At 46.5% G+C, this 23,801-nt stretch carries 20 protein-coding genes and 1 pseudogene; 14 read left to right on the top strand and 7 right to left on the bottom strand.

Annotation, left to right across the window (positions count from 1 at the left end; genetic code table 11):
* Nucleotides 1-69 precede the first annotated feature (69 nt).
* On the bottom strand, nucleotides 70-423 hold the full coding sequence (locus tag QUA00_RS30935) for an STAS domain-containing protein (RefSeq protein WP_333412238.1): 354 nt from the start codon (nucleotides 421-423) through the stop codon (nucleotides 70-72).
* A 383-nt stretch (nucleotides 424-806) separates the two neighbouring features.
* Between QUA00_RS30935 and QUA00_RS30930 the strand changes: the two genes are divergently transcribed.
* Entirely contained in the window at nucleotides 807-1,004 is a 198-nt protein-coding gene (locus tag QUA00_RS30930; protein WP_015176637.1) for a hypothetical protein, read from the top strand.
* Between the two features lie 608 nt (nucleotides 1,005-1,612).
* Here the strand turns inward: QUA00_RS30930 and QUA00_RS30925 are convergent.
* Nucleotides 1,613-4,441, bottom strand: a complete 2,829-nt coding sequence (locus QUA00_RS30925; RefSeq protein WP_333412237.1) for a PAS domain S-box protein — start codon at nucleotides 4,439-4,441, stop codon at nucleotides 1,613-1,615.
* 766 nt (nucleotides 4,442-5,207) lie between these two features.
* Between QUA00_RS30925 and QUA00_RS30920 the strand changes: the two genes are divergently transcribed.
* The 4 genes from QUA00_RS30920 to ftsY all read left to right on the top strand — a co-directional run bounded on the left by QUA00_RS30920 (nucleotide 5,208) and on the right by ftsY (nucleotide 9,553).
* Nucleotides 5,208-5,432: a hypothetical protein gene (locus QUA00_RS30920; protein ID WP_333412236.1), complete on the top strand. Its 225-nt coding sequence runs from the start codon at nucleotides 5,208-5,210 to the stop codon at nucleotides 5,430-5,432.
* 268 nt (nucleotides 5,433-5,700) lie between these two features.
* The gene (locus QUA00_RS30915; protein WP_333141452.1) at nucleotides 5,701-6,426 is read left to right on the top strand and encodes a DUF502 domain-containing protein; all 726 of its coding nucleotides are present in this window, start codon (nucleotides 5,701-5,703) and stop codon (nucleotides 6,424-6,426) included.
* Nucleotides 6,427-6,847: 421 nt separating this feature from the next.
* Nucleotides 6,848-7,480, top strand: coding sequence for a transcription antitermination factor NusB (nusB, locus tag QUA00_RS30910; protein WP_333103525.1), 633 nt, complete (start codon nucleotides 6,848-6,850; stop codon nucleotides 7,478-7,480).
* A 315-nt stretch (nucleotides 7,481-7,795) separates the two neighbouring features.
* Nucleotides 7,796-9,553: a signal recognition particle-docking protein FtsY gene (gene ftsY, locus QUA00_RS30905; RefSeq protein WP_333412235.1), complete on the top strand. Its 1,758-nt coding sequence runs from the start codon at nucleotides 7,796-7,798 to the stop codon at nucleotides 9,551-9,553.
* Between the two features lie 358 nt (nucleotides 9,554-9,911).
* Here ftsY and QUA00_RS30900 read toward each other — a convergent pair whose 3' ends face one another.
* Complete coding sequence (locus tag QUA00_RS30900; protein WP_333141456.1) at nucleotides 9,912-10,097, bottom strand: hypothetical protein; 186 nt, start codon at nucleotides 10,095-10,097, stop codon at nucleotides 9,912-9,914.
* A gap of 132 nt (nucleotides 10,098-10,229) precedes the next feature.
* Here QUA00_RS30900 and QUA00_RS30895 point away from each other — a divergent pair, with 132 nt between their 5' ends.
* From QUA00_RS30895 to argH, 3 genes are all read left to right on the top strand, one after another.
* The gene (locus QUA00_RS30895; RefSeq protein ID WP_333141458.1) at nucleotides 10,230-11,717 is read left to right on the top strand and encodes a PP2C family protein-serine/threonine phosphatase; all 1,488 of its coding nucleotides are present in this window, start codon (nucleotides 10,230-10,232) and stop codon (nucleotides 11,715-11,717) included.
* Nucleotides 11,707-11,946, top strand: a complete 240-nt coding sequence (locus QUA00_RS30890) for a hypothetical protein (protein ID WP_333141460.1) — start codon at nucleotides 11,707-11,709, stop codon at nucleotides 11,944-11,946. The genes QUA00_RS30895 and QUA00_RS30890 overlap by 11 nt, the downstream gene beginning before the upstream one ends.
* A gap of 284 nt (nucleotides 11,947-12,230) precedes the next feature.
* On the top strand, nucleotides 12,231-13,616 hold the full coding sequence (gene argH, locus QUA00_RS30885) for an argininosuccinate lyase (RefSeq protein WP_333412234.1): 1,386 nt from the start codon (nucleotides 12,231-12,233) through the stop codon (nucleotides 13,614-13,616).
* 99 nt (nucleotides 13,617-13,715) lie between these two features.
* Here argH and QUA00_RS30880 read toward each other — a convergent pair whose 3' ends face one another.
* Both QUA00_RS30880 and QUA00_RS30875 read right to left on the bottom strand, forming a co-directional pair.
* The gene (locus QUA00_RS30880; RefSeq protein ID WP_190738786.1) at nucleotides 13,716-13,907 is read right to left on the bottom strand and encodes a hypothetical protein; all 192 of its coding nucleotides are present in this window, start codon (nucleotides 13,905-13,907) and stop codon (nucleotides 13,716-13,718) included.
* Nucleotides 13,908-14,723: 816 nt separating this feature from the next.
* Nucleotides 14,724-15,912: pseudogene (locus tag QUA00_RS30875) on the bottom strand (RNA-guided endonuclease InsQ/TnpB family protein).
* 221 nt (nucleotides 15,913-16,133) lie between these two features.
* On the opposite strand from QUA00_RS30875, the gene QUA00_RS30870 reads away from it, so the two are divergent.
* The 4 genes from QUA00_RS30870 (at nucleotide 16,134) to QUA00_RS30855 (ending at nucleotide 18,440) form a co-directional block, all read left to right on the top strand.
* The gene (locus QUA00_RS30870; RefSeq protein ID WP_333412239.1) at nucleotides 16,134-16,286 is read left to right on the top strand and encodes a redoxin domain-containing protein; all 153 of its coding nucleotides are present in this window, start codon (nucleotides 16,134-16,136) and stop codon (nucleotides 16,284-16,286) included.
* Nucleotides 16,287-16,549: 263 nt separating this feature from the next.
* Nucleotides 16,550-16,942 carry a peroxiredoxin gene (locus tag QUA00_RS30865; RefSeq protein WP_333412233.1) on the top strand — a complete coding sequence of 131 codons (393 nt, stop codon included), beginning with the start codon at nucleotides 16,550-16,552 and terminating at the stop codon, nucleotides 16,940-16,942.
* Between the two features lie 77 nt (nucleotides 16,943-17,019).
* Complete coding sequence (locus QUA00_RS30860) at nucleotides 17,020-17,475, top strand: NUDIX hydrolase (protein WP_333103515.1); 456 nt, start codon at nucleotides 17,020-17,022, stop codon at nucleotides 17,473-17,475.
* A gap of 158 nt (nucleotides 17,476-17,633) precedes the next feature.
* Nucleotides 17,634-18,440: an alpha/beta hydrolase gene (locus QUA00_RS30855; RefSeq protein WP_333412232.1), complete on the top strand. Its 807-nt coding sequence runs from the start codon at nucleotides 17,634-17,636 to the stop codon at nucleotides 18,438-18,440.
* A 136-nt stretch (nucleotides 18,441-18,576) separates the two neighbouring features.
* Here QUA00_RS30855 and QUA00_RS30850 read toward each other — a convergent pair whose 3' ends face one another.
* Nucleotides 18,577-19,488: a pantothenate kinase gene (locus QUA00_RS30850; RefSeq protein WP_333412231.1), complete on the bottom strand. Its 912-nt coding sequence runs from the start codon at nucleotides 19,486-19,488 to the stop codon at nucleotides 18,577-18,579.
* Between the two features lie 51 nt (nucleotides 19,489-19,539).
* A complete protein-coding gene (locus QUA00_RS30845; protein ID WP_333181253.1) occupies nucleotides 19,540-19,683 on the bottom strand; it encodes a hypothetical protein in 144 nt (47 codons plus the stop codon).
* 119 nt (nucleotides 19,684-19,802) lie between these two features.
* On the opposite strand from QUA00_RS30845, the gene QUA00_RS30840 reads away from it, so the two are divergent.
* The gene (locus tag QUA00_RS30840; protein ID WP_333412230.1) at nucleotides 19,803-21,911 is read left to right on the top strand and encodes a GAF domain-containing protein; all 2,109 of its coding nucleotides are present in this window, start codon (nucleotides 19,803-19,805) and stop codon (nucleotides 21,909-21,911) included.
* 478 nt (nucleotides 21,912-22,389) lie between these two features.
* Nucleotides 22,390-23,778, top strand: a complete 1,389-nt coding sequence (locus tag QUA00_RS30835; protein ID WP_333412229.1) for a transposase — start codon at nucleotides 22,390-22,392, stop codon at nucleotides 23,776-23,778.
* Nucleotides 23,779-23,801 lie beyond the last annotated feature (23 nt).

Raw genomic sequence — 23,801 nt, 5'->3', positions numbered from 1 at the left:
TAAGACGACTTCGGTTGCGTCAGTCAGTGAAGTGTCAAGAATCACCGCACTTTTAGGGCGGTGAGTATGTCAACAGTGTTGTTTTACGCAGGAGTTTTCGGCATCAAAGCTATCGACATTTTCAAATATCTCAAAAACTCGATCGAGTTGGCTGAGTTCCAGAATCATCTTAATCCCAGGGGATACCGAGCAAAGACTAAACCTGCGCCCCATTTTTTTCGCCTGCTTGAGGCCCGAAACCAATGCCATCAAACCTGCACTGTCAATAAATTTTACTTCGGCCAAATCTACGAGTACCGCTACAACTCCGGGGGCTGCAATTGCTGTCGCTAGTTGCCGTCCGAATTCTTCGCAGGTGGCTGCATTCAGGTAGTCTAGGGGTCGAATCACCGTAATTGGTTTATGGGCAAGAAGTGTCTGCATATGTCAAACCTATGATTGCTACGTATTTTCAACTACTGCGCTGGACGGATGTAAGCCTAAACCTACTTGATTACTCTGAGCCTAACTTAATTTGAGGCAAACTGACCAGTTGTTGTCAGTAGTTTTACTGAATCTTTATTTATTGACTCTTTTTTATGAAGTTTTGCGTAAGATTTGGGGAGGAAACGTAAGCTACTATACGATTTTTTATTTATGCCTGTAGGTTTAGTCTTGGCAACTATAAAAATTGCGATTGACTTTGCCGTAGCTGTTAGATAAAACTGAACAATGTAATTTAAATCACTTATTAGTTCTGATCTAGATCACCTGTTTGCTCGACAGTTTAGAGGAGAATAAAACTGTACGGAGTTCTCCGACTTACTATGCAAGCAACTCATGCTATTCGTCAACTTGTAGAAAAAGCCCTCTACATTAAGCAGTTGACGCCTGACATTGAAAACGAAATCAATTACGAGCTCACCCGTTTGGGGTACATCTCGGATATTGATTATGAGGCTTTAGAGTTATTAATGGATGAAATGGATGCCGGTCGGGTGCAATTGGTATCTAGTCGTCGATAGTGGGAATCGGGCGACGAGTCCACATCCAAGAACGAAAAAATCATTGCACGGCGGGCAATAGAGGAGTGTTATAAGCATTTACGCCGGCCGAATATTTTTCTAATGAAGCATCTCGTTGCTGAACTTGATATTTGAGGAGATACTGTTAGGGGCGATCGTCCCTGCACCTATGATCAAAAGCTAAAAACTTTGACTTAAATTAAATCTATAACTTTTGGGGTATGACAAATGAGGTTAATTGTGATTCACTCCCTGGCTTAATGAAGCACCCAGTTGTGAACTTGATATTTGAGGAGAGACTGTTAAGGGCGATCGTCCCTGAACCTCATACAATTTTAGATTTTAGGTTTTAGATTTTAGAAGTCGGACTGCTGATGATTATCAGGGTTTGAAACTTTTCTACAGTTGCATTCCTTTTAGAAACTGCTATCAGTATCAAAAACTACAGACTGTGATCTAAATTAAATTTATAACTTTTGGGGCTTGACAAATTAGCTCTAATTCTGATTAATACTAAAAAAAGTTTTTCTTGGATTCGAGCGATCGCTCGAATCCAAGAAAATTGATGTGTAGTTACGACATCGGTCATCGCGGAGTCAATCTAAAATCTAAAATCTAAAATCGTTCGATCGCGCCGCCAAACTTGCCACCACCGCCACCAACTCAGCAGGCTCGATCGGCTTGGGCACGTAAATTTGAAAACCTTGCTGCAGTGCCCGTACCCGTTCCTCTACCCTACCAACCGCCGTAAACGCCAACGCCGGAATCTCCCTGTCCACCATCCGCGATCGCACTTGCTGCAGCAAAGCCTCTCCATCAGGGGCCTGCATCTCGATATCGATCGCCAACACATCTGGATTCAGCCTTTCAATCGCCTCCAGGGCTTCGATTCCCGACCTAGCGGTCTCCACCAAGGCCCCGCAATCTTCGAGCACTGTACAGGTAAAATCGAGGGAATCAGCGTCGATATCGACCACCAACACCCGCACTCCCGAAAGATTGCTGCTGACAAAAGACTCCTTTACAGCGGCTGGCGTCTGGCTTTGAGGAGCCCCAAACTCCCCCGACCCGGAAACAGAAAATCCGCCGTCGCCACGCGGCTGTTTAATTGGCAATCTCACCAAAAAGCTCGCTCCCTGTCCCTTCCCAGCCGATGCCGCTTGCACCGTCCCCCCGTGCATTTCCACACAATGACGCACTAGCGCCAAACCCAAACCCAATCCGTTGTACGATCGCCTTATAGAGCTGTCAGCTTGGCTGAACCGCTCGAAAACATGGGGCAAAAACTCTTGTGAAATCCCTTGTCCCGTGTCGCTGACCTCAATTTCCACACAAGCGGGCGACAAATTTTTACAGCAAGCGGATTCCTCACGGGCCATCGTCCCCTCCACCTTCCGCACCGCCACCCTCACCTGTCCGCCATCGGGAGTAAACTTAATCGCATTCGACAGCAAATTCCACGCCACCTGTTGCAAGCGGCCGGCATCGCCACAAATCCGCCCCACAGTTGGGTCGAAATCCGTCACAATTTCAATATTTTTTGCCCCAATCGCGGGCGCGAGAGTATTTATCGCAGCCTCAACAGTCGAAATCACATCCACCCACCGCAAATTCAGCGACAATTTCCCGGTAATAATCTGCGACACGTCCAGCAAATCGTCGATCAGAGTTGCCAGCGAGCGCGTATTGCGGTCGATCGTTTCCAGAGCGCGAACAGTCGTTTTTTCGTCAAACTTGCGGTTTCGCAGCAGTTGCGCCCATCCCAGCATCGCATTCAGCGGCGTCCGCAATTCGTGGGACAAAGTTCCTAGAAACTCGTCTTTAATCCGGTTCGCCCGCGCCAATTCCTCGGCTCGATCGTGCAGTTCTCTTTCCAACTGCTTGCCAACCGTCAAATCGAGAATAAAAGCCACAGATTCTTGTCGCTTTTGCGCCAGCAAAACATATCCGATCAGCACCGGAATCCGGCTACCGTCTCTCCTCCAGAATTCCTTTTCGTAGGGAGTGCAAACTCCCGTTTCTTGTGCCTCTGCAATCCCCTTCTCGTCGAGAGACTGGTACTCCGGCGGCGTGCTCTCAATCCAGTTTAATTCCCCGCGCTGCAACTGTTCCCGCGTGTAACCAACTATTCGCAAAAATTCATCGTTGGCCTCCATGATACGGCCGTTAACATCCCCGAACATAATGCCGATCAAGTTAGCTTCGACCAACATTCTCAGCTTTTCTTCGCTAGCTTTGAATGCAGCTTCTGCTTGCTTGCGATCGCTAACGTCTTGAATGTAAGCCGACAAACCAGAATCCGAAGGATAAAAACGAACCTTCAACCACTTATTCCATAGCTGCACGAATTCTTCATACTCGACCGTTACATTTTCTGCTAATGCTTTGGCAGCCATTTTGTAACACTGTAAATCGACCGCCCAGGGAAATATCTCCCAAACATTTTTACCGATCAGTTCAGCTTGTGACTTGCCTAAAAGCTCTTGAGCTTTCTGGTTGACATAGGTATAGTTCCAATTTAAATCTACTGCGATAAAAGCATCGGTAATGCTTTCGAGAATGTTAGTAATTTGATCGTTTGCCGATTGCAGCGCTTTAGCTGTTTCTTCTGCTTGCAACCTCGCTGCTTGTTCGCGGGACAAAGCAGCAGCGCGTTCTTGTTCTGCCTGTTTCCGATCGCTAATATCGATGTAAGAACCGATGTAACCTGCAAAAGTGCGATCGGGCCTGTACCGGGGTACGCCTGTACCCAAAACCCAGCGGTATTCCCCGTCATAGCGTCTCAGCCGGCATTCGAGCCGGTACTCGCTGCCAGCGTCGAAGGCTTTTTGGTAAATATCCAAACATTCTGGCAAGTCATCAGGGTGCAAGTTTTCCATCCAACCCGTGCCCATTTCTTGCGCCAAAGTTCTACCGGTAAACTCCAGCCAAACTTTGTTAAAGTAATCGCCAAGTTGGTCAGTGTCCGACATCCAAATCATTACCGGCGCGGTATCTGCCATAATCCGAAATCGAGCTTCGCTTTCCTGCTGCTGTGCTTCGGCTTGCTTGCGCTCGTTCCGTTCTTGAACTTCCCGCAGGGCCCGCTCAATCGACGGCACCAGGCGTATCAAACGGCGTTTGAGAACATAATCAGTAGCGCCGCTTTTCAAAGTTTCGATCGCCACTTCCTCGCCCAAAGTAGCCGACACAAAAATAAACGGCACTCCCGGACAAGTAGTGTGGGCGATTTCCAGCGCAGCTATCCCGTTAAAACAAGGCAGCATATAATCTGCCAAAATAATGTCAAAACGTTGTTTTTCCAGCGCCGTGGCAAAGTCTTCTCGATTTTCCACACACACCAGAGAAAATTGGAGCCCGCCATCCATTAGATATGCCTCAATCAGTTCGGCATCTAGGGGACTGTCTTCTACTAAGAGGATATTGAGCGTTTTCACAAAAATTCCTTTTACTTAAATATTAATTCTCGGATACAAAATTTGATCTGGCTGCGGCTTTAAGTGAAGCCCAAAAAAGTCTTGCGTTTTGAATCGCTTAAAAAAATGTAAAAATCAATTGGTTTCATGAGTTGAGCATTCACATCTCAATCCTAACTTCTCATCAAGTCTATTGCTGCTTGCCGCGAGGTAAATCCCCCCTCTGACTTGATTGGCTAGTACGCTTGTTTTTCCTTAACTTTCGTCTGCGTCCCAGGAATCGGCACCGCTGGAGTCTTGCTTCTATGCAACCGTTTAGCTATACCCTGTTGAACAAATAGTTTCGCGCTTCTGGCTAGAAACAACTAGCTATGTAGTAATTTATCTCGCTTGCTACTAACTACTGCTACCTCGTTTGGCAGATTATTTTTTTGTAGTGATGCCCATGTTAATTCTATATTGTTTTGTCGCTCCTCTCAAACTCCAATTCCCTTGAATTCTCCCCTTATTTCCTGAATATCGATCGATCCTGTCAAAAAAAGTCAAAGTTCCTGGTCTGTCTGCTTTACTTTTTGCGGGATTTGCCTACCATGCAATACTTGCAACCGGGCCAACAGTTGGCTTGTCGATCGCCGTCGCCCCTCAAAAATTAAACACTACTTACTAACAATATTCATGCTGCATCTATCTAAAGATAGATTGTTGCAGAGACACTGAACTCAACCTGCAGAGATTCCCCTGAATTCGGTAAAACTCCTATGTTGCACCTTTTTCGAGAACAGGCAAGATGCCTGTTCCACAAAGAGTGAATTTGATTGTGGGATGGGCATCCTGCCCGTCCCTAAAAAGCTTATGGAAAATGGTGCAAGATATAAGTAAAACGAAGTTCCACCCCACCGAAAATCTGAGAAAGCTCGATCGACCAATTAATTTCCTATACAAATCCCAGAAAATTTGTCTGGACTCGCTACACTCGCACTCCCAGGCTGTCTCAGACCGATCGGCTTATTGATTGAACCGACCCAAAGTGTCTTAAAATATACAATACGGTGATCTGCTGCACAGCTCGCATATATTAAAACCAAGCGCCAACTTGCAATAATTCTTTAAAATAGAGGTACAGCACCGGCGATCCCTAACTCTTCCCCCTCAGAAAGGGTAGGGTTTAGCAGAATTGAAGACGATCGTCTATGGTGACATCCAGTAAAGCCCGTGCAGTTGCTTTAGTCTCAGCTTTATTCAGGTTATTGGGAACCAGTTACGAGGAGATTTGACCCGCCGTGCTCCAACGCATCAAACAAGACTTAAAAAACGACCTGATCGCAGGACTATTGGTAGTGATACCCTTAGCTACAACCATCTGGCTGACAATTACCATCGCCAGTTGGGTGATCAATTTTCTCACCAAAATTCCCAAGCAGATCAACCCTTTTGACGGACTCCACCCGATTTTGGTGAATCTGCTAAATCTTTTAGTAGGGCTGGCTGTACCCCTGCTGAGCATTTTAGTCATCGGCTTAATGGCCCGCAACATTTTCGGCAAGTGGCTGCTAGACTTTGGCGAACGGCTGTTGCAGGCAATTCCCCTAGCCGGTTCGGTTTACAAAACCCTCAAACAACTGCTGGGAACCCTCCTCAAATCAAACGACAAATTTCGCCGCGTGGTGTTAGTGGAATATCCCCGGCGGGGAATCTGGACTTTAGCATTTGTGACCGGTACGATCGAGAGTAACGACATCCCACCTCACCTTTCCGGTGAAACCCCCATCGGCATTTTCATCCCCACCACTCCCAACCCCACCACCGGATGGTACGCTATAGTCCCGGAAGCAGATTTAGTCAATTTGTCAATGTCGATCGAAGATGCCTTTAAAGTCATCATCTCCGGCGGCATCGTCAACCCCAGCAACTCAGTTCCAGTAAACCCCGAAAACATCAAGGGCAAAACACTCGAACCCTTGGTATCCGAATCAAGATACCAGGCTGTCCCAGTCGAAGAAGACTAAACCAAGACATCTTTAGTGGCCCTTCAGTTGACAGTTGACAGTTGACAGTTGACAGTTGACAGTTGACCGCAAAAGGGCGACCTCTAGCTGGAAGGAAGAGGATTGGAGTAATGAATAGTCTTCTTTTAATTTCTCCCGATCAGGCTTGGGGCTTTAAACCAATTCTTTCTGGTAAGGCCGTGTAAACTTTCCCCATAGCAGATAATATTTCGACAAAACCAGCCCAAACCGAGAAAGCCTATACTCAGAAACCCGGTTTCGAGCATAAATCTTGGGTTTGACAGCGAAGTATCTGTAAACTACCCGCCGCTGGCGAGTCAGACGGCTGGTTTTGTACCGCTTTTAGTCGAGTTTTCTGCTAAAGTTCAAGTCCGCGCGCGATCGAAAAACTTCCTAAATTCTCAATCCCTATCTAAAAATTATGAAAAAAGCCCGCGAAACAGCACGCGAACTCGCACTCCTCGGCATCAGCCAACTGCCTACGAATCCAGAACTCTTAGAAGCCAAGAAACTGCAAGATGTTCTCCTCGCCGCCATCCGCACCCTGACAACAGAAGTTCAAGAATCCCTAGAAGCAGCAGCATCCGAAGTGCAGCGGAGTAGCGACAAACTGCTTGCCAGCGAAATCCGTGCCGCCGATATACAAAGTGCTAGAGCAATGGTGCGGGAAGCAGTGGAACTCACCCAAACCGCCATCAACCGTCTCGGTTCAGCAATGGAGTTTCCAGAACTGATCCAGCTAGCCAACCAGCAAGATGTCCGCACCTACGCTTTGCAAATCCTGACGAAAGTCAGCGCCAACCGTGTTCAAATTGATGAATTGCTCTCGGAAGCCCTTGTAGACTGGCAAATAGAACGGTTGCCCCGGATCGATCGAGATATCATGAGAATCGCGATCGCCGAAATGCTATATCTCGGCTTACCCGAACAAGTCAGCGTCAACGAAGCCGTCCAACTCGCAAAACGCTACAGCGGCGACGAAGGACATCGCTTCATCAACGGAGTCCTCCGCCGAGTAGTCGATAAAATCAACGCAGAAGTTGTTAGTCCCTAGTCCTTAGTCAGTAGTCCTTAGTCAGCAGTCATTGGTCATTAGTGATTGGCAATCCGCAATCGGCTCTACACTAGGGACTGAGGACTAATGACTAATAACTATAGTCCTTAGTCAGTAGTCCTTAGTCAGCAGTCATTGGTCATTAGTGATTGGCAATCGGCAATCGGCTCTACACTAGGGGCTGAGGACTAAGGACTAATAACTATAGTCCTTAGTCAGTAGTCATTGGTCATTAGTGATTGGCAATCGGCAATCGGCTCTACACTAGGGACTGAGGACTAATGACTAATAACTATTCTCTATTCCCAATTTCCTATGGTATTTAATTGGTTTCGTCGCCAGTACAGCGAAAATAAATCTTCTGAAACAGAGGCAACCCCCGAACAGCAGCAAGATGAGTCGGCAAAATCCGCACCGGTTGAGCCTCAAACAGATGCAACCGAGCAAGGTTCTCCTGCTGTAGCGGAAGATTATCTTAATTGGGCAAAAGCTGCTTACAAAAATATTCAAAAACAGCAAAAACCCGAAACAGAAGTTTCCGAGACAGCAGCGCCGGATGTTCCAGCAGCCGAAGCAGAAATCGCGACAGTTGAAGAAGTTGCAGAACCGGCGACTATTGAAGCAACCGAGCCGATCGAACTTGAACCAGCACCCACAGCAGCAACTGTTGCAGAAGTTCCAGAAGTTGCAGCACCAGCAACAGTTGAAGCTACCGAGGCGATAGAACTCGATGCAGCAACGCCCGCAGAAATTGCAGAAACTCTGCAACCAACAGCCGGGGCGATCGACATTGCACCTATAGCTCAACAATTAGAAGTTACAGCAGAAAATATAGAAATTGCCGAACCTGCAACCGAGGTTGTAGAAACCGAATCACTCGCATCCGACGGCGAAGCAGGGGAAGCCCTGCCGTTTTGGGCCAGAGCTCAGGCCGATCGCATGGAGCGCATCGAACGCCTCAAAGAAACCGCAATTGAAGAACCCGACGTAATTGCAGCCGCCGCCGAGAGAGCGGCAATTATCGAAGAAATTCCCGGTTTCGCCTTTGACGAAGGCTTCCTGTGGTCTTCAGAAATCTTAGCCAGTCAAGGCCGCCGCCCAGACCAAGTATCAGTTGAAGAAATCACTTGGCTGCAAAAACTGCGGAAAGGCTTAGAAAGAACTCGCCGCAGCTTAATTAATCAACTAAAGGCGATCGTCGGTCAAGGCCCGCTCAATCAAGACGCAGTAGCCGAAATTGAGACTTTGCTCCTACAAGCCGATGTCGGAGTCGCAGCCACCGACATCATTATCACTCGCCTCCAAGAAAGACTCAAACAAGAAGTGCTGCCGCCAGAACAGGCTCTAGCCTACCTGAAAACCATCCTGCGCGACATTCTGGACGCTCCCTGTGCCGAAACCGCCGCCGGTAATCCCGCCTACAGCCTGACATTTGCCCCGGAAAAAGACACTTTTAACATCTGGTTAATCGTAGGAGTCAACGGTGCGGGCAAAACTACGACGATCGGCAAACTGGCCCACATTGCCCAAAAATCCGGCTACAAAACCCTGATTGCTGCCGCCGACACTTTCCGTGCCGCCGCCGTCGAACAGGTGAAAGTTTGGGGCTCCCGCAGTGGGGTCGAAATTATTGCCAACCCAGGGAAAAATACCGATCCGGCTGCTGTCGTGTTTGATGCGATCGCCGCCGCCAGCGCCCGCGGCACAGAACTCCTGATCGTAGACACCGCAGGCCGCCTGCAAAACAAAAAAAATCTGATGGACGAATTAAGTAAAATCCGTCGCATTGTAGATAAGAAAGCCCCAGGCGCTACCGTAGAATCTCTACTGGTCTTGGATGCGACACTAGGTCAAAATGGTTTGCGACAGGCAGAAGTGTTCGCAGAATCGGCAAAATTAAGCGGAGTAGTATTGACAAAACTCGACGGTTCTGCTAAAGGTGGTGTTGCCCTAGCCGTAGTGCAGCAGCTTGGTCTGCCAATCCGCTTTATTGGAGTCGGGGAAAGCATCGAAGACTTGCGCCCGTTTTCTAGTTACGAATTTGTGGAAGCCCTACTCGATTTTAGATTTTAGATTTTAGATTTTAGATTGATCAGGTATCTGTGGTCGTCCCGATTTTTGGAGGCGGATACAGAGGTTCAACATCTTAAATCCTTAACCTCAAACTACCATCGCAGGACTTGCGCCGATCGCCCGTGGCGAGTAAAAACTAAATATCTAGAAACAATACCTTCGTTCTGTTATTGCTTGGTTGCCCTCAAAGCGCGAGCTAAAGCCAGGGTGTGAAAATAAGCTCAAATGTAGTATCAGTATGCTGTCTGATTGCATAGTCTTCCCGATCCCCCTGGCGCCCCCCTAATAGTGGGGGGGGACGGGAAAGGGTCAAAGTCCCCCTTCTTGTTAAGGGGATTTAGGGCGTATCTAGACTAAGCTATAAACGAGATTTCTTGAGAATTTCCGACTTAAGTTGATACCAATGTCCTAGTGTCCAACTTACTTCCTCAAACCAAACTGCTTGCTCGAAAAAAAACGGGTTTCTGTTCAAGTGGCCCGTAATATCAACTCCGCTAGGATCGGAATTGTAAAATCGAATCAACAGTCCATACTCAACTATCATTCAGCTCTTCGACTGACAGTCAACAGTCAACAGTCAACAGTCAACAGTCAACAATAATTCCGGTGCAACCGGAATTGATATAAGTCCTCAATCATTCCTCCTCTGTCTAAGATCGAAAATCACAAATTTAAAATGACTGCTGTGCCTTTGCCTCGCCCCTCACCTCAACCTGCTGACCGCCCTCCGGGTCGCAATTCCACCGACGCGACGCCAGTATTTGCCCTCAAAGAACTGGTGGCGCGTTTGCACCGATATCAGCACAATGTTCAAGATATGTTGGGTTCGCTGGGATTTGCCCTGCGAAGTTTTAACAATCTCAACCAATTTTTGGAGTTGGTGCCTTTGGTGGCGACTCGCGTTACTGACGCCGACGGGGGAGCTTTAGTGCTGTTCAAACCCAACGGTCAAGTCAGGTTCCAGCAGTTGCATTGTCAGGAAGGACGGCAGTGCCAAGATATGCGAAAAGCGCTGGAAATAGCCACCAGGCAAGCTACAGCAGGTGCGGGCGCTACTGCTGGAACGTTTTCGGAAACCTCTGGGCAAACTTCTAGTCTAGACTTGCAAGTCGGTCGTTATTTGGGCCCGGATGTTCATTTGTTTGGGGCGCCAATTTTAGTCAACAATTTGGAACGGGGACGGCTTTATGTTTTTAGCAGTGATCCGCAATATCTCTGGACTCCCAGCAGACAGAAATTAGTTCGGTTGGTGGCGGATCAAACCGCCGTGGCTATTTGCAAAGACGAACTTACTGTTAAGTTGGCGGAAAAAGACCGCTTAGACAGAGAGTTAGAAATCGGGGCGGAAATTCAATTGCGGCTGCAACCCCGGAGTTGTCCGAAAATTCCCGGCCTTGACGTGGCCGCCCGCTGCCAAACTGCTAGCAGAGTCGGCGGAGATTATTATGATTTTATTCCCGCTGACTATGACCCGATCGGCAAGGAGAATGAGGGGGAAAGCCCCCCATCCCTAATTAAAAATCTCAAGTCCAAAATCGACAAGGGCCGCTGGAGCATTGTCATCGGCGATGTGATGGGCAAAGGAGTACCAGCGGGCCTGTTGATGACGATGACACGGGGTATGCTGCGGGCGGAGGTTTTGAACCGCCACTCGCCGTCGAGAATTTTGCAACATTTAAACCGGGTTATGCACGCGGATTTGGAAAATTCCCACCGTTTTGTGACTCTGTTTTATTCGGAGTATGACCCGAAAACTCGCGTTTTGGCTTACAGCAATGCTGCTCACCACCCGCCTTTGCTGTGGCAAGCTGCAACTAATTCGATTCTTCAGCTTGATACTTTGGAGGGAATGTTAATTGGGCTGGATGCTGATTCGCATTACCAAGAAGCAAGCGTGCAATTGCAGCCAGGAGATACTATTATTTATTACACAGACGGATTTACCGATGCTGCTAATCAAAGGGGCGATCGGTTTGATGAGGATAACTTGACCTCGGCTTTTCAGTGGGCCTGTCAAAATTATCAGCAGTCTGAAGAAATTTTGGATTATTTGTTCGATCGCGTACACCAGTTTATCGGCATCGGCAATCGTAACGAAGATGACATGACACTGGTTGTACTGAGGGTAACACCTTTAGCAGGAGAAAATCACCATGATAGTTAATTTAATGCCGGAAATTACTGCTGGATTAACCAGTTCGATTAATTGGAACGATGTGGCTCACGTGGTAGTTGTGAAATCTCATTTGAGTTCGACGGTGGTTTTGGCTCAAAGTTACGAAATTTTTACGAATTTCCAGAAAGCTTGGAAAAATTTTGTTGACACTGGTCAAATAGGAGCTTTTTTTATAGGTATTTTTGTTGGCTGGTTCTTTAAAGGGATTTTTCGTTAGAGTTCTTGTCGAAGAAGCTATCGGTAACTGATTTAAAAGGTTTGTCGCCCAAACTTCACTTCTTTCTGATGCAGCAAAAGTTTCACAATTTTGTAGTCAAGACTTCAGTTTTTTCTGGTCAAAAGATGTATAAAAACTTTGTAGTCAGGACTTGAGTTTTTTCTTACAAAATTTGGGAGGACTAAAGGGCTGACTACAAACCGGAGGAAAGACTAAAGTCTTTACTACAAATCGGTTTATATAGACTTCGGCAACAGAGATATAATCTAGTTTTAGCTTCAGCAATGACAACACAACAAAAAACTTGGAGTCAAAGATTTGAATCGGCGCTGCACCCGGCGATCGCCCGATTTAATGCTAGTATTGGCTTCGATATTGAATTGATTGAGTATGACTTGACGGGTTCTGTCGCTCACGCTAAAATGCTGGCCAAAACGGGGATTATTTCCGCAGCCGAAGGCGAACAGTTAGTCAATGGTTTGGAACAGATCCGCCGGGAATACCGCCAAGGACTTTTTGTTCCGGGAGTTGATGCAGAAGACGTTCACTTCGCTGTAGAGAAGCGGCTGACGGAGATTGTGGGGGATGCTGGGAAAAAGTTGCACACTGCCCGATCGCGCAACGATCAAGCCGGCACTGATACTCGCTTGTATTTGCGCGATCGCATCGCCGAAATTCGCGAGCAATTACGGGAATTTCAAGGGGTTTTGCTCGATCTTGCCGATCGTAACGTGGAAACTTTAATTCCCGGTTACACTCATTTGCAGCGCGCTCAGCCGATCAGTTTGGCTCATTATCTGTTAGCTTATTTTGAAATGACCGATCGCGATTGGGAACGTCTCGGCGATATCTGCAAGCGGGTGAATGTTTCGCCTTTGGGTTGTGGCGCGCTGGCGGGGACGACTTTCCCGATCGACCGACATTATACTGCAGAACTCTTGCAATTTGACAAGGTTTATGCTAATAGCTTAGATGGAGTGAGCGATCGAGATTTTGCGATCGAATTTCTCGCTGCAGCCAGCTTGATTATGGTACACCTGAGCCGCTTGTCAGAAGAAATGATTTTGTGGTCTTCTCACGAATTTGGATTTATTACGCTCAAAGATAGCTGCGCTACGGGTTCTAGCATCATGCCCCAGAAAAAAAATCCCGACGTGCCGGAGTTGGTGCGGGGCAAAGCGGGGCGGGTGTTCGGTAACTTGCAAGCCTTGTTGGTAGTAGTGAAGGGACTTCCTTTGGCCTACAACAAAGATTTGCAAGAAGATAAAGAGGCTTTGTTTGATACCGTCAGAACGGTACAGGGTTGCTTGGAAGCAATGACCATTTTGTTGCGCGAAGGAATCGAGTTTAATGGCGAGATCCTCGCTGCTGCTGTTACGGAAGACTTTTCTAACGCTACAGACGTAGCCGACTACTTGGCCTCCAAAGGCGTTCCCTTCCGGGAAGCTTACAACCTTGTCGGCAAAGTCGTCAAAACTTGCCTTTCGGGGGGCAAACTCCTCAAAGATTTGACACTTGAGGAGTGGAAAGACTTGCACCCAGCCTTTGAGACAGACATTTACAGCGCGATCGCACCTCAGCAAGTGGTGGCGGCTCGCAATAGTTACGGGGGTACCGGGTTTGAACAAGTGAGAAAATCACTTATCGCTGCGCGCGATCGAATCGCCTAAACATCGTTGAATTATTGGACAAATTCCGGCTGGCTATCTCTCCTTAGAACGATCGTGTTTTCCACTCTGGTTCTAAGTTCGGCAGATAGCCTGACTCAATTAATCTTCAGCAGCAGCCATGTCTTTGTCTCTGCCGCCACCGCTCATGGCGCCCATGCCACCGCCGTTACCGCCGTCAAATCGTCTTCTCTTGTTGGAGAACATATCTTGATTTCTCCGCTTGCGAAACTTGCGAGCGTATGCTTGATTTCGTTGTGCCTTCTCTTTCTTGAGATTGCGGCGCTTAGCCATTCTGACCTCACTAATAAACATTGACAGTCCCCGGGCTTTCACGCACGGGGATTCTTAAGTTTGACACTCTGTGCACTCTTGGTGACTGAGATTCTTGGTTCAGTGAATTCACTTGCTTGTGACAGGATTTCTCCCGCCCAAATATAGGTGTCTTCTCCCCAAGCGTAAATTCCGGTATGCCCTACCGTACTCGATCGGTTTTCTTTCTGTAGCTAGGTTTTGTTCAAATTTAGCTTTCGTGACGCTGCCACAACAATCGCAAGCGATATGGTTTAGGCTTCTGAGTCCTGTTAAGGAGATCGAGAACTTCCTTCAAGGTACTCCAATCGTTTCCCTCTAAGGCGTTTTAAAGTGAGGAACACGTCCAGCCCCACTGATATTATCAAAAGGAATTGGTTCGTCTCGTTGTCCACCCCTCCACAATCTCATAAGCTATGCTTATGAGATTGTGGAGGGGTGGAATCAGGAGTCTGACGCGCCTTTGATCCCACACTAACCTTTGATCGGTATGTTGATCGGTATAGTGTGGGGATTCCTGTCTGCCTAGCTAAACCGCCACACCGTTAGGTGAGACTACGCACTCAACTAATCCAGTTAAGTTATTACGTTGGCTAGTTATACTCAATTTTAGACCGATGACGATCATAGCACACCCGGTACAAGACCCAGAAAAAAGAACACGGGGATTCAAGTCGCTGGGAATCTGGGTGCGATGGGACGCAATGTAGTCAATCTTGCAGAAGATTTCTATAAACTCTTGACAAAATACGACAATTGACATCCACCCAGGCGTAAACGCACGGGGATTCCTCAACCTCACGATTCAGGTTTCTGCTTCTGTCCCTTACGGGGTTTCGCACCAGCCTTAACAGATTTACTCTGTTCAGGTCTTACAGTCGCTCCACAGACTGACACGGCAAGCCCTGCCGCCAAAATATTTTTTGCCGCATTAATATCTCGGTCATGGCGCGTCCCGCAATTAGGACAATCCCATTCCCGGATATTCAACGGCATCTTGTCAACGATATGTCCGCAATTGCCACACCGTTTTGAACTCGGAAACCATCGGTCAATCTTAATTAAAGTGCGACCGTACCAATCGCACTTGTAATCAAGTTGTCTGACTAATTCCGCCCAACTTGCATCACTTATTGCAAGGGCAAGTTTGGGATTTTTTACCATATTCTTCACAGCTAAGTTTTCTACGGCGATGGTTTGGTTTTCACGCACCAACCGTGTTGTTAGCTTATGAAGATTATCTTTCCTTGCATCAGTGATTTCTTGATGCACTTTCGCTACTTTAAGCCGTGCTTTGTGACGGTTGTTTGACCCTTTTTGCTTGCGACTTAAAGCTTTCTGCGCTCTTAAGAGTTTGCGATACTTTGCCTTGAATTCTTTGGGATTGGCAATCTTTTCGCCGTTGCTCAAAGTGAGCAAGCTTGTAACTCCGAGGTCGATACCGACTTGATTATCTGTTTTGGGTAATGCTTCAATTTCAACCTCTACCAGCAGAGAAACTGACCACCTACCTGATGGTGCAAGCTTTACTGTAATTGTTGATGGTCGGCAACCATCAGGTAGTGTCCGGCTCCAGCGAATTGGTAACGCTTCTGTGCTTTTTGCTAGGTAGACTTGTCCATCTTTGAACTTGAATGCTGACGAAAGTAAATTCTGCACTACCACCATTGCGTTTCTTTTTGAAGTTAGGATATTTTGCCCGCCCATCAAAAAAGTTGGTATAAGCCGTTTGTAAATGTCTCAAGCATTGCTGTAATGGCACACAGCTAACTTTGTTCAGAAAATCTAGTTCTTCGGTTTTCTTCCATTCGGTTAACATTGAAGAAGTCTCAGCATAGCCTACCCGTTTCTGTTGTGCGTACAAAGCTTCCGTTCTTGTGGCTAAAGCACGGTTGTAGACCAAACGAACACAACCCAAAGTACGTCGCAACAAACTTTCTTGTTCCGGCGTTGGGTAGAATCGATAGCTGAAGGCTTTTAGTGTCATGCTGACCTTAAGTACGCTCTTTCACATACTAGCACGTCTTGTGTGAAATGGTATATCTTAACAAAAATTCAGGTAAAGCCTTCCTAAAAGGACGGGGTTTGAACCCTCCGCTTCGCTCCGCCCATTTTTTTTGATGACTAAGTAATTGGACAGAATTAATTACACACTGATTTTTTGCTGATTCTTTACTAGACAAGGCTTGTAGCCCAAATTTTTGTGTAATTAATTGTGTCCTACTACTTATTTATCCCGGTGACATAGCTCCTCTCTTCAGCCTGCCCGACGCGCAAGGCAATTTCGTCAGCCTTGCAGATTTTCGAGGGCGACGAGTTGTACTTTACTTTTACCGATACTTTTTTGCTAACATTTGCTAACAAATACATAAGTTGAGATCGTATCTCAACAAAGGCGTATCAACCGATGCCCGTAGAATTTTCTACAAGCACTTATATTCTTGCCTTCAGCTTGGTTATCGCTTACAGCCCCACGCCAATCTGATTATTTGCTTTGATAATGTAGAGGCAACTTATTTATATAGCGGTTGCGTACTACCAAGGTTTTTCACCTACATCTGAGTGGCTAAATTCATTCTATATCACATGAAGACCCGAAGGCAAATGTAAGTGATTGTTAGCAAATGTCAGAAAAAGTCTTACTGTTAATCAACCCTAGGGACAATACCCCTGGCTGTACTAAAGAAGCTTGCGGTTTTCGCGATATTTACTTAGACTACGAGTCGCGCAATATAGCAGTCCTCGGCGTCAGTACAGACGGGGCAGGGGCCCACGCCAAGTTTGCAGCTAAATATCAACTGCCTTTTCCGTTGCTGTGCGACTTAAACGCCGAAGTTGCTACCGCCTACGGCTGTTACGGACTCAAAAAGTTTATGGGCAAAGAATTTATGGGGATTACTCGATCGACCTTCGCGATCGACCCTGATGGTAGGATTGAAAAGGTTTACCGCAAAGTCAAACCAGAATCTCACGCAGCGGAGATATTAGCAGATTTGCCAGACCTCTGGCCTGAATGAAAAATTAAAAATTAAGACTCCGGAGCTGCGAGCTAGGAGGTCTTAATTTACTTTCTCCTAAACAAGCTTTTGAGTTTATGCGTCGATTGTGGCAAATTGTACAAACTGTGCTGGGACTGATTTTTCGACATCCCGTCACTGGTGCTGCGGTGATTCCCGTATTGCCTGACGGGCGAATTGTGTTAATTCGCCGCCGCGACAACGGTCGCTGGGGACTGCCGGGAGGTATGGTGGATTGGGGAGAGGATATTCCCACAACTGTGCGCCGGGAATTAGCGGAGGAAACAGGACTCGATTTAGTCAAAATCCGTCGCTTGGTGGGCGTTTATTCGGCTGCCGATAGAGACCCTCGCCTGCACTCGATTTGTATCGTGGTGGCAGCAGAGGTAGAGGGAAAGATGCAAGTTCAGGATACCCTTGAAGTCAGCGAGGTTGAGGCTTTTTTGCCCGCATCGCTGCCGGAGGGCGCGCTCAGCCACGATAACGACCAACACTTACAGGACTATTTTCAAGGCTTGACAACTGTGGCGTAAATTGGCGGGGCATCCCAATTTGAGAAAAGTCGGAAATTACCTCGCGGTCAAAAGTTGTCTGTTATGAATGTGGAATTAATTTTCACTGTTTTCCTACTTTTATTCACAAACTCTGAACATTAAATTAATCATCTTTTTATTACTAAATATTTAACCGGATGTACTCACCGCTACGCAATTCTCGGGTCAAACTCTCTGTAGGGCAAATCTTTTGGCACGAAGTCGGTCAAGGCCCGAATTTAGTATTTTTGCACGGTTCTTGGCACGACAGCAGTCAGTGGCTGAGGACGATCGAACATTTGAGCCCCTACTACCACTGCTTCGCACCGGATTTGCTGGGGTTTGGCGACTCGGAACGCCCAAATCTTCATTATTCGATCGACATGGAAGTAGAATGTCTCGCCCAATACCTCGATACTTTGAAGTTGCGACAGGTTTATTTAATCGCTCACTCTGTGGGCGGCTGGGTGGCCACCAGCTACGCTATCAAATATCCCGATCGAGTTCAGGGTTTGGTGTTGTTGGCCCCAGAAGGCGTCAAGGTTGGCAACCGGCGGGGGCGGTGGCAGACGGCTAGCTGGCTGATAGGCCAACCTCCGCTGGCTTTGTGGTTGCTACGATCGATCTATCCAATTGCTAAGTTGCTGGGTAGCCAAAACAAGATTGACGGATTGCTAAAGTTCAGACAGCAGTTGATGCAGTCCCCAGTTGCCGTGCAGTTGCTGTTCGGGCGGCGGCGGGCTGAAATTACAGCGGAATTAGTTGAGGAGAATTTGCCTTTGCTGAAAGCGCCTGTTTTGCTGTTGCACGGTTCTGAAGATACTCCCGCAGCTTCGTCTTTGTGTCAATCCTATGCTGCTCTGGCTCCTAATGCCGAACTGCAATTGGTCAGTCCGGGGGAAAGCAATTTGCCGCAGGAAGTCCCGGATGTTGTTGCTAAATATATTCGCCAGTTTGCAAAGTGAATTGGGCATTGGGCATTGGGCATTGGGCATTGGGCAAACAGGGCATTGGGCAAACAGGGAATTGGGCAAACAGGGCATTGGGCATTGGGCATTGGTAACAGTCAACAGTCAACAGTCAACAGTCAACAGTCAAGAGTCAACAGTCAACAGTTAACAGGCTAATTCCCCAAAAAATAGCCTCTGGTGCGTCAATTAAGCCGGAGGCTGTATCAGGAAAGGCTGCTGTGAGGTATTTTAAAAGCATAGTGCGATCGCCCCCCGTGAGTGCAATTTTGCTATCAGGAAACAAACACCGCCAATCTTCAATAAAATCCCTAACTCCTGCCACCGCCGCATACACAACTCCGCTTTGAATTGCCCCAGCAGTGTCTTTCGCCCAGCGGTGCGGCAGATTTTGTGGTAGGCTGATTAAAGGTAATGCAGCAGTTTTTTTACCTAACGATGATAACTGCAAACCCAAACCTGGTAAAATTGCGCCCCCAACTAAATACCTATTGACATCAGCGCCAGTAAATGTTAAAGCTGTACCAGCATCTATAAGTAAAACTGGCCAACCAAATTGGTTGCCAGCACCCATTACAGCCAAAGCTCTGTCAATTCCCAGGGTAGGATAGACACCCCCGATCGGTAACTGGTCTAAAGTAATAATCCCGACATCTGGATAACTCTGCCAAATTGCTGTTTGCTGGGGAACAACGGAGGCTAAAACTAGAGGCAGGGGAACTAAAGAAAGTGTGTGAGGACTAGAAAATGCGGGAGTAGCAGGAAGACAAAGGAGATTTTGAGCAGATATTTCCTCGATCGACCTCATTACTATTTGCACTAAATATTCTGCTTTTTCCTGCTCCGAGAGCCGGGAAACAGTATCAGCATTGAGATGGTCTGTATCCCATGTTTTCTCCAGGGTTTTGCCCACAAATAATCCCCAGTGCAGCCGGGAATTGCCGATCGCCAAAGCTATTTTAATCTGGGCTTTTCCTGTCCATCCAGAAGTAATGTTGTCGCTGCTTGCTGGCGAACGAAAATTGTCGGGAATTGAATTTTCCATGTTGTGCTAGCCGGCGCAAACATTGAACTAAAGATAGATTTTAGATTGATTTTAGTCGATTAAACGGGCGGTTAACTCTATTTGACATCTGACCAAGTTCCATGCCACGCACCAATTAGTATTGTCGGCTGCAGAGGGCATACTTGCTAAATATAAATATTTGTAAAGCAAATAATTGCTTTGCTCAGGCTGCATCCTTTATAATGTCTTAAGATATTCCAAAGTCCTGGTAGCTGCGATGGGGCTTTTGGCGGGGTAAGCACAGGTTTAAAAAACCCGACTCAATCAAAATACTGTACAACGGCTGAGTAAATATGTCTTTAAAAATACAAGAACACGAAAACCCCTGGCAGAGAGTAACTTCGCGGTTGCCTGAATCTGAAAATTGGAGGCAGGAAGAAAGTCTTTCGCTGCCGGAAGTAGACCAACAAAAAGCCCTAATCGTGCAGATGCAGCAGCAAGTTCAGTTATCAAACTTGCTGAACCAAATTAATAACGAAATTCGCAGTACACTTGACATAGAAGAAATTTTGACATCGGCCTGCAGATTGCTGGGGCAAGCGTTACAGGCCAGCCGCGTGAGCATTTTAGTCAAAGAATCAAATACAGAAAAAACTTTAGTCACGCGCGGAGAGTACAACGCGGGGGACTATCCGATCCAACTGGGAATGAAAGTACCGATGAGTGACAACCCGCATTTGGCAGCCGTCGTGTCTCAGCAAGAGTCCCTAGCAGTGACGAAGTTTCTCGATTTTCCGGGATTAAATCCACAAACGAGAAAAATTGCCGAAGCTTTGGAAATTAAGTCAATGCTGGCAGTAGCTACTCGCTATCAAGGTGAAGTGAATGGCATAATTGGTTTGCATCAGTGCGATCGCGAACGGGAATGGACTGATTGGGAAAGGCAGCTTTTAGAAGGGGTAGGATCGCAATTGGCGATCGCGATCAATCAAGCCAAACTCTACAGTAAAACCAGGCGTCAAGCCGAACGAGAATCGCTGCTACGGCTGATCGGCAACCAAATTCGCAGTACCCTGGATCTGGGAACTATCCTGGAAACAGCGGTGAGGGAAGTCCGCCAACTCTTGCAGTGCGATCGAGTAATTATCTATCAGTTTCAAGACAACTGGCAAGGAAAAGTTGTTGTTGAAAACATGACTGTTCCTTGGCCTTCAATTTTAGGAGATATGGGGGCTGATAAGTGTTTCCGGGGAGATTACGCCGATCTTTACCAGCAAGGGCGAGTCAAAGCAATTAATGATATTTTTAATGCTGGTTTAGAGCCTTGTCATGTCGATTTCTTAGATAGTTTGCAGGTAAAAGCTAATCTGATTGTGCCGATAGTTACATCCAGAACTGAAGAAAATACCTCCGACACAGCCGGAAGCTATAATCCTAAATATCCCGGTAGGCTGTGGGGTTTGCTGATTGCTCACGAGTGCGGGGATACCCGCAATTGGCAGCGGCAAGAAATGGAGTTGCTATCCCAAATAGCCAACCAAATGGCGATCGCCATTCAGCAAGCAGAACTTTACAGCCAAGTCCAAGACGCTGCAGTAAAATCTCAAGCTCAAACCCAGCAGTTGCAGGCTGCGTTAGAAGAATTGCGATCGGCGCAGCAGCAATTGATTCAAAGCGAAAAAATGTCAGGTTTGGGGCAAATGGTAGCGGGAATTGCTCATGAAATTAACAACGCCAACAATTTCATCCACGCTAACTTGTTTCACGCTCAAGAATATTTTAAAGCCTTGAACGAAGCTCTAGAAGTGGCAGGAAATGCCTGCCCGGAAGCAGCGGCAGCAATTGTCAGAATCAATGAAGAACTAGAACTAGATTACATTCGAGAAGATTTTGGTAAACTGCTCAATTCAATGCGGGAAGGAAGCGGGAGGATTCGCTCGATCGTGATGACGCTGCGAAATTTTTCTCGTTTAGACCACGCTGAATTAAAACCAGTAGATTTGAATGAAGGTTTAGAAAGCAGTTTCTTGATGCTGCAAAATAAGCTAAAAACCAATATCAAAATAGACAAGCAATACGGCCGTTTGCCGCCCGTCCAATGTCATGCCAGTCAAATTAACCAAGTATTTTATAATTTGATTGACAATGCTTTAGATGCGCTGCAGTCAACGAGCAAACCGGGGGAATTAACTATCCGCAGTTGGCAAAGCGAGCCGGACTGGGTAACAATCTCTGTCCGCGACACGGGAAGTGGAATTCCTGCGGAAATTCAAGACAAGATTTTTGACCCATTTTTTACTACTAAACCTGTGGGGAAAGGCACTGGTTTGGGACTTTCAGTGTGCTATCAGGTAATTGTCCAAGCTCACGGTGGCAAGATCCGTTGCGTCAGTCAGGTTGGCGAAGGAAGTGAGTTTATTGTAGAGTTGCCTCTGACAAATCAGAGGAGGGTAAGTGCATAATTCCTGCTTTAGTCAGATTAACCCTGTTTTGTCACTCTGGCAGTAGTATAGAACCCATTTGACATCTTGGCGTTGCTTAATGAGGGTATGAAAAAAATAACTTTAAAATCCAAAAGCTTTGTGGATAGTGGTTTCTAGGACGGGCATATTTAGCGTTTCATACCGTAAATCAGCAACGCCGCCTACGGCCAGCTTCGCTAACGCATTTTTAACTCCCAGCCGGGAAGTCCCTCGGTATATTTAGAGGGGATTAATCTGAGCGCTCGCGAAGTACCCCGACTAAATTACCGCAGGGATGTCCAGAAGCGTTGGGTGGAGGAACGGAAACCAACAATTAAGCTCGCCTATCACGAATCAATCTTCGGGAACATCTTGATTTTAGATGCTTTTTCCAAGTGTTGAAATAATATTTTTTGGGGTGGCATTTTGGACGTACATAAACTATACTATTCAAAGGTCGAAAACAGGAAGTTTAGAAATGCAACTCACTTACAAATACCGCCTCAAACCCACGAAAGCTCAATCAACAACGATTGTGGCTCACCTAGAACTTTGTCGGCGGCAGTACAACTACCGATTAGGCGAAAGATTCAGGTGGTGGGAAACCACGAGAACACCCATAAACGCTTGTCCCTTGATTGTTTCGATAGTCCCCGTTGAGGAGATTTATCGAAATATTCCTTTGACGAGAGTCCAAACTAGGGATGGCAGGAAAAAGGATGAATCAGGCAATCCTTTGACTAAAAAAGGTGATGTTTTCTCAAACATTGAAGGCGGATATGTACAGTGGCAGACAATTCAACTTGCTGACTTGAAAAACACAAAAAAACTGTTTCCTGATTACAAAGTGTTGGATTCTCAGGTTTTGCAAGATGTGGTCAACAGAGTTGAAACTTCCTTTTCAAACTTTACTACACCCGATAAGAATGGCAATCGTAGAGGCAAGCCAAGATTTAAGGGGCTTCACTATTACAAATCATTTACTTATCCTCAATTAGACAATTTAAATATTGTTAAGGACGAGCAAAATAGGATTTGTATTGACCTGGCAAAAATAGGTCAAGTGCCGATGGTGTTCCATCGTCCAATACCAACGGGTTTCAAGGTCAAGACGGGTACAGTTATCCCAGAAGCGGATGGGTGGTATATTTCCTTAACGCTAGAAGATAAGACGGTTCCCGTAACGGTTGCAGAAATTCAGCCGACGGTCGAAAACACTTTGGGTATCGATTTAGGAATTACTAATTACGCTTACCTTTCTAATGGTGAAAAAGTTGAGAATCCTAGATTTTTGAGGAAGTCGGCTGAAAAACTAGCAAGGCTTCAAGTGAAATTAGCTAAAAAAGTTAAGGGTTCTAAGCCTTGGAAAATTATCAAGGATAAGGTTTCCAGACTCCATCAATTCGTAGCTAGATCCCGACTAGATTTTCAATTCAAAACGGCACATGAGCTATTCGGTAAATGTAATGTTTTAGTTGTTGAGGATTTGAGTGTCAAAAATCTAACTAGACGTGCTAAGCCGTATACTGACATTGAAAATGGTAATTTGGTTTATTTGCCGAACGGTCAATCAGCTAAAAGCGGTTTGAATAAATCCATGCTTGATGCTGCTCACGGGCAATTCGCCAACGTCCTGAAATATGTCGCTTGGAAATTAGGTAAAAGCGTTTTGTTTGTTGACCCAAAGGGCACATCTGGGCATTGCTGGAATTGCCTCAATAAAGTCCCGAAAGAATTATCGGAACGGTGGCATTCCTGCCAATGTGGGGAATCTTTGGATCGGGATGAAAACTCAGCCAAACTTATTAGAAAGATTGGTCTGAGTTACAAAAGTGGCGGGGGAACTCCGTCACTCAAAAAAGCATGAGAAAAAAAAGGAAAAAGAAGCCT

Source organism: Microcoleus sp. T2B6 (assembly GCF_036700475.1).
In the GTDB taxonomy this organism is placed as follows: domain Bacteria; phylum Cyanobacteriota; class Cyanobacteriia; order Cyanobacteriales; family Microcoleaceae; genus Microcoleus.
This window is presented reverse-complemented; position numbering and strand designations above follow the sequence as displayed.

Coding starts and splice junctions, on each gene's coding strand:
- QUA00_RS30880 (WP_190738786.1), bottom strand. CDS start 13,907: ATGGCTAAGCGCCGCAATCTCAAGAAAGAGAAGGCACAACGAAATCAA.
- QUA00_RS30900 (WP_333141456.1), bottom strand. CDS start 10,097: ATGATAGTTGAGTATGGACTGTTGATTCGATTTTACAATTCCGATCCT.
- QUA00_RS30835 (WP_333412229.1), top strand. CDS start 22,390: ATGCAACTCACTTACAAATACCGCCTCAAACCCACGAAAGCTCAATCA.
- QUA00_RS30865 (WP_333412233.1), top strand. CDS start 16,550: ATGTCAGAAAAAGTCTTACTGTTAATCAACCCTAGGGACAATACCCCT.
- QUA00_RS30845 (WP_333181253.1), bottom strand. CDS start 19,683: ATGCAGCCTGAGCAAAGCAATTATTTGCTTTACAAATATTTATATTTA.
- argH (WP_333412234.1), top strand. CDS start 12,231: ATGACAACACAACAAAAAACTTGGAGTCAAAGATTTGAATCGGCGCTG.
- QUA00_RS30890 (WP_333141460.1), top strand. CDS start 11,707: ATGATAGTTAATTTAATGCCGGAAATTACTGCTGGATTAACCAGTTCG.
- QUA00_RS30930 (WP_015176637.1), top strand. CDS start 807: ATGCAAGCAACTCATGCTATTCGTCAACTTGTAGAAAAAGCCCTCTAC.
- QUA00_RS30920 (WP_333412236.1), top strand. CDS start 5,208: ATGCCTGTTCCACAAAGAGTGAATTTGATTGTGGGATGGGCATCCTGC.
- QUA00_RS30850 (WP_333412231.1), bottom strand. CDS start 19,488: ATGGAAAATTCAATTCCCGACAATTTTCGTTCGCCAGCAAGCAGCGAC.
- QUA00_RS30840 (WP_333412230.1), top strand. CDS start 19,803: ATGTCTTTAAAAATACAAGAACACGAAAACCCCTGGCAGAGAGTAACT.
- nusB (WP_333103525.1), top strand. CDS start 6,848: ATGAAAAAAGCCCGCGAAACAGCACGCGAACTCGCACTCCTCGGCATC.
- ftsY (WP_333412235.1), top strand. CDS start 7,796: ATGGTATTTAATTGGTTTCGTCGCCAGTACAGCGAAAATAAATCTTCT.
- QUA00_RS30895 (WP_333141458.1), top strand. CDS start 10,230: ATGACTGCTGTGCCTTTGCCTCGCCCCTCACCTCAACCTGCTGACCGC.
- QUA00_RS30855 (WP_333412232.1), top strand. CDS start 17,634: ATGTACTCACCGCTACGCAATTCTCGGGTCAAACTCTCTGTAGGGCAA.
- QUA00_RS30935 (WP_333412238.1), bottom strand. CDS start 423: ATGCAGACACTTCTTGCCCATAAACCAATTACGGTGATTCGACCCCTA.
- QUA00_RS30860 (WP_333103515.1), top strand. CDS start 17,020: ATGCGTCGATTGTGGCAAATTGTACAAACTGTGCTGGGACTGATTTTT.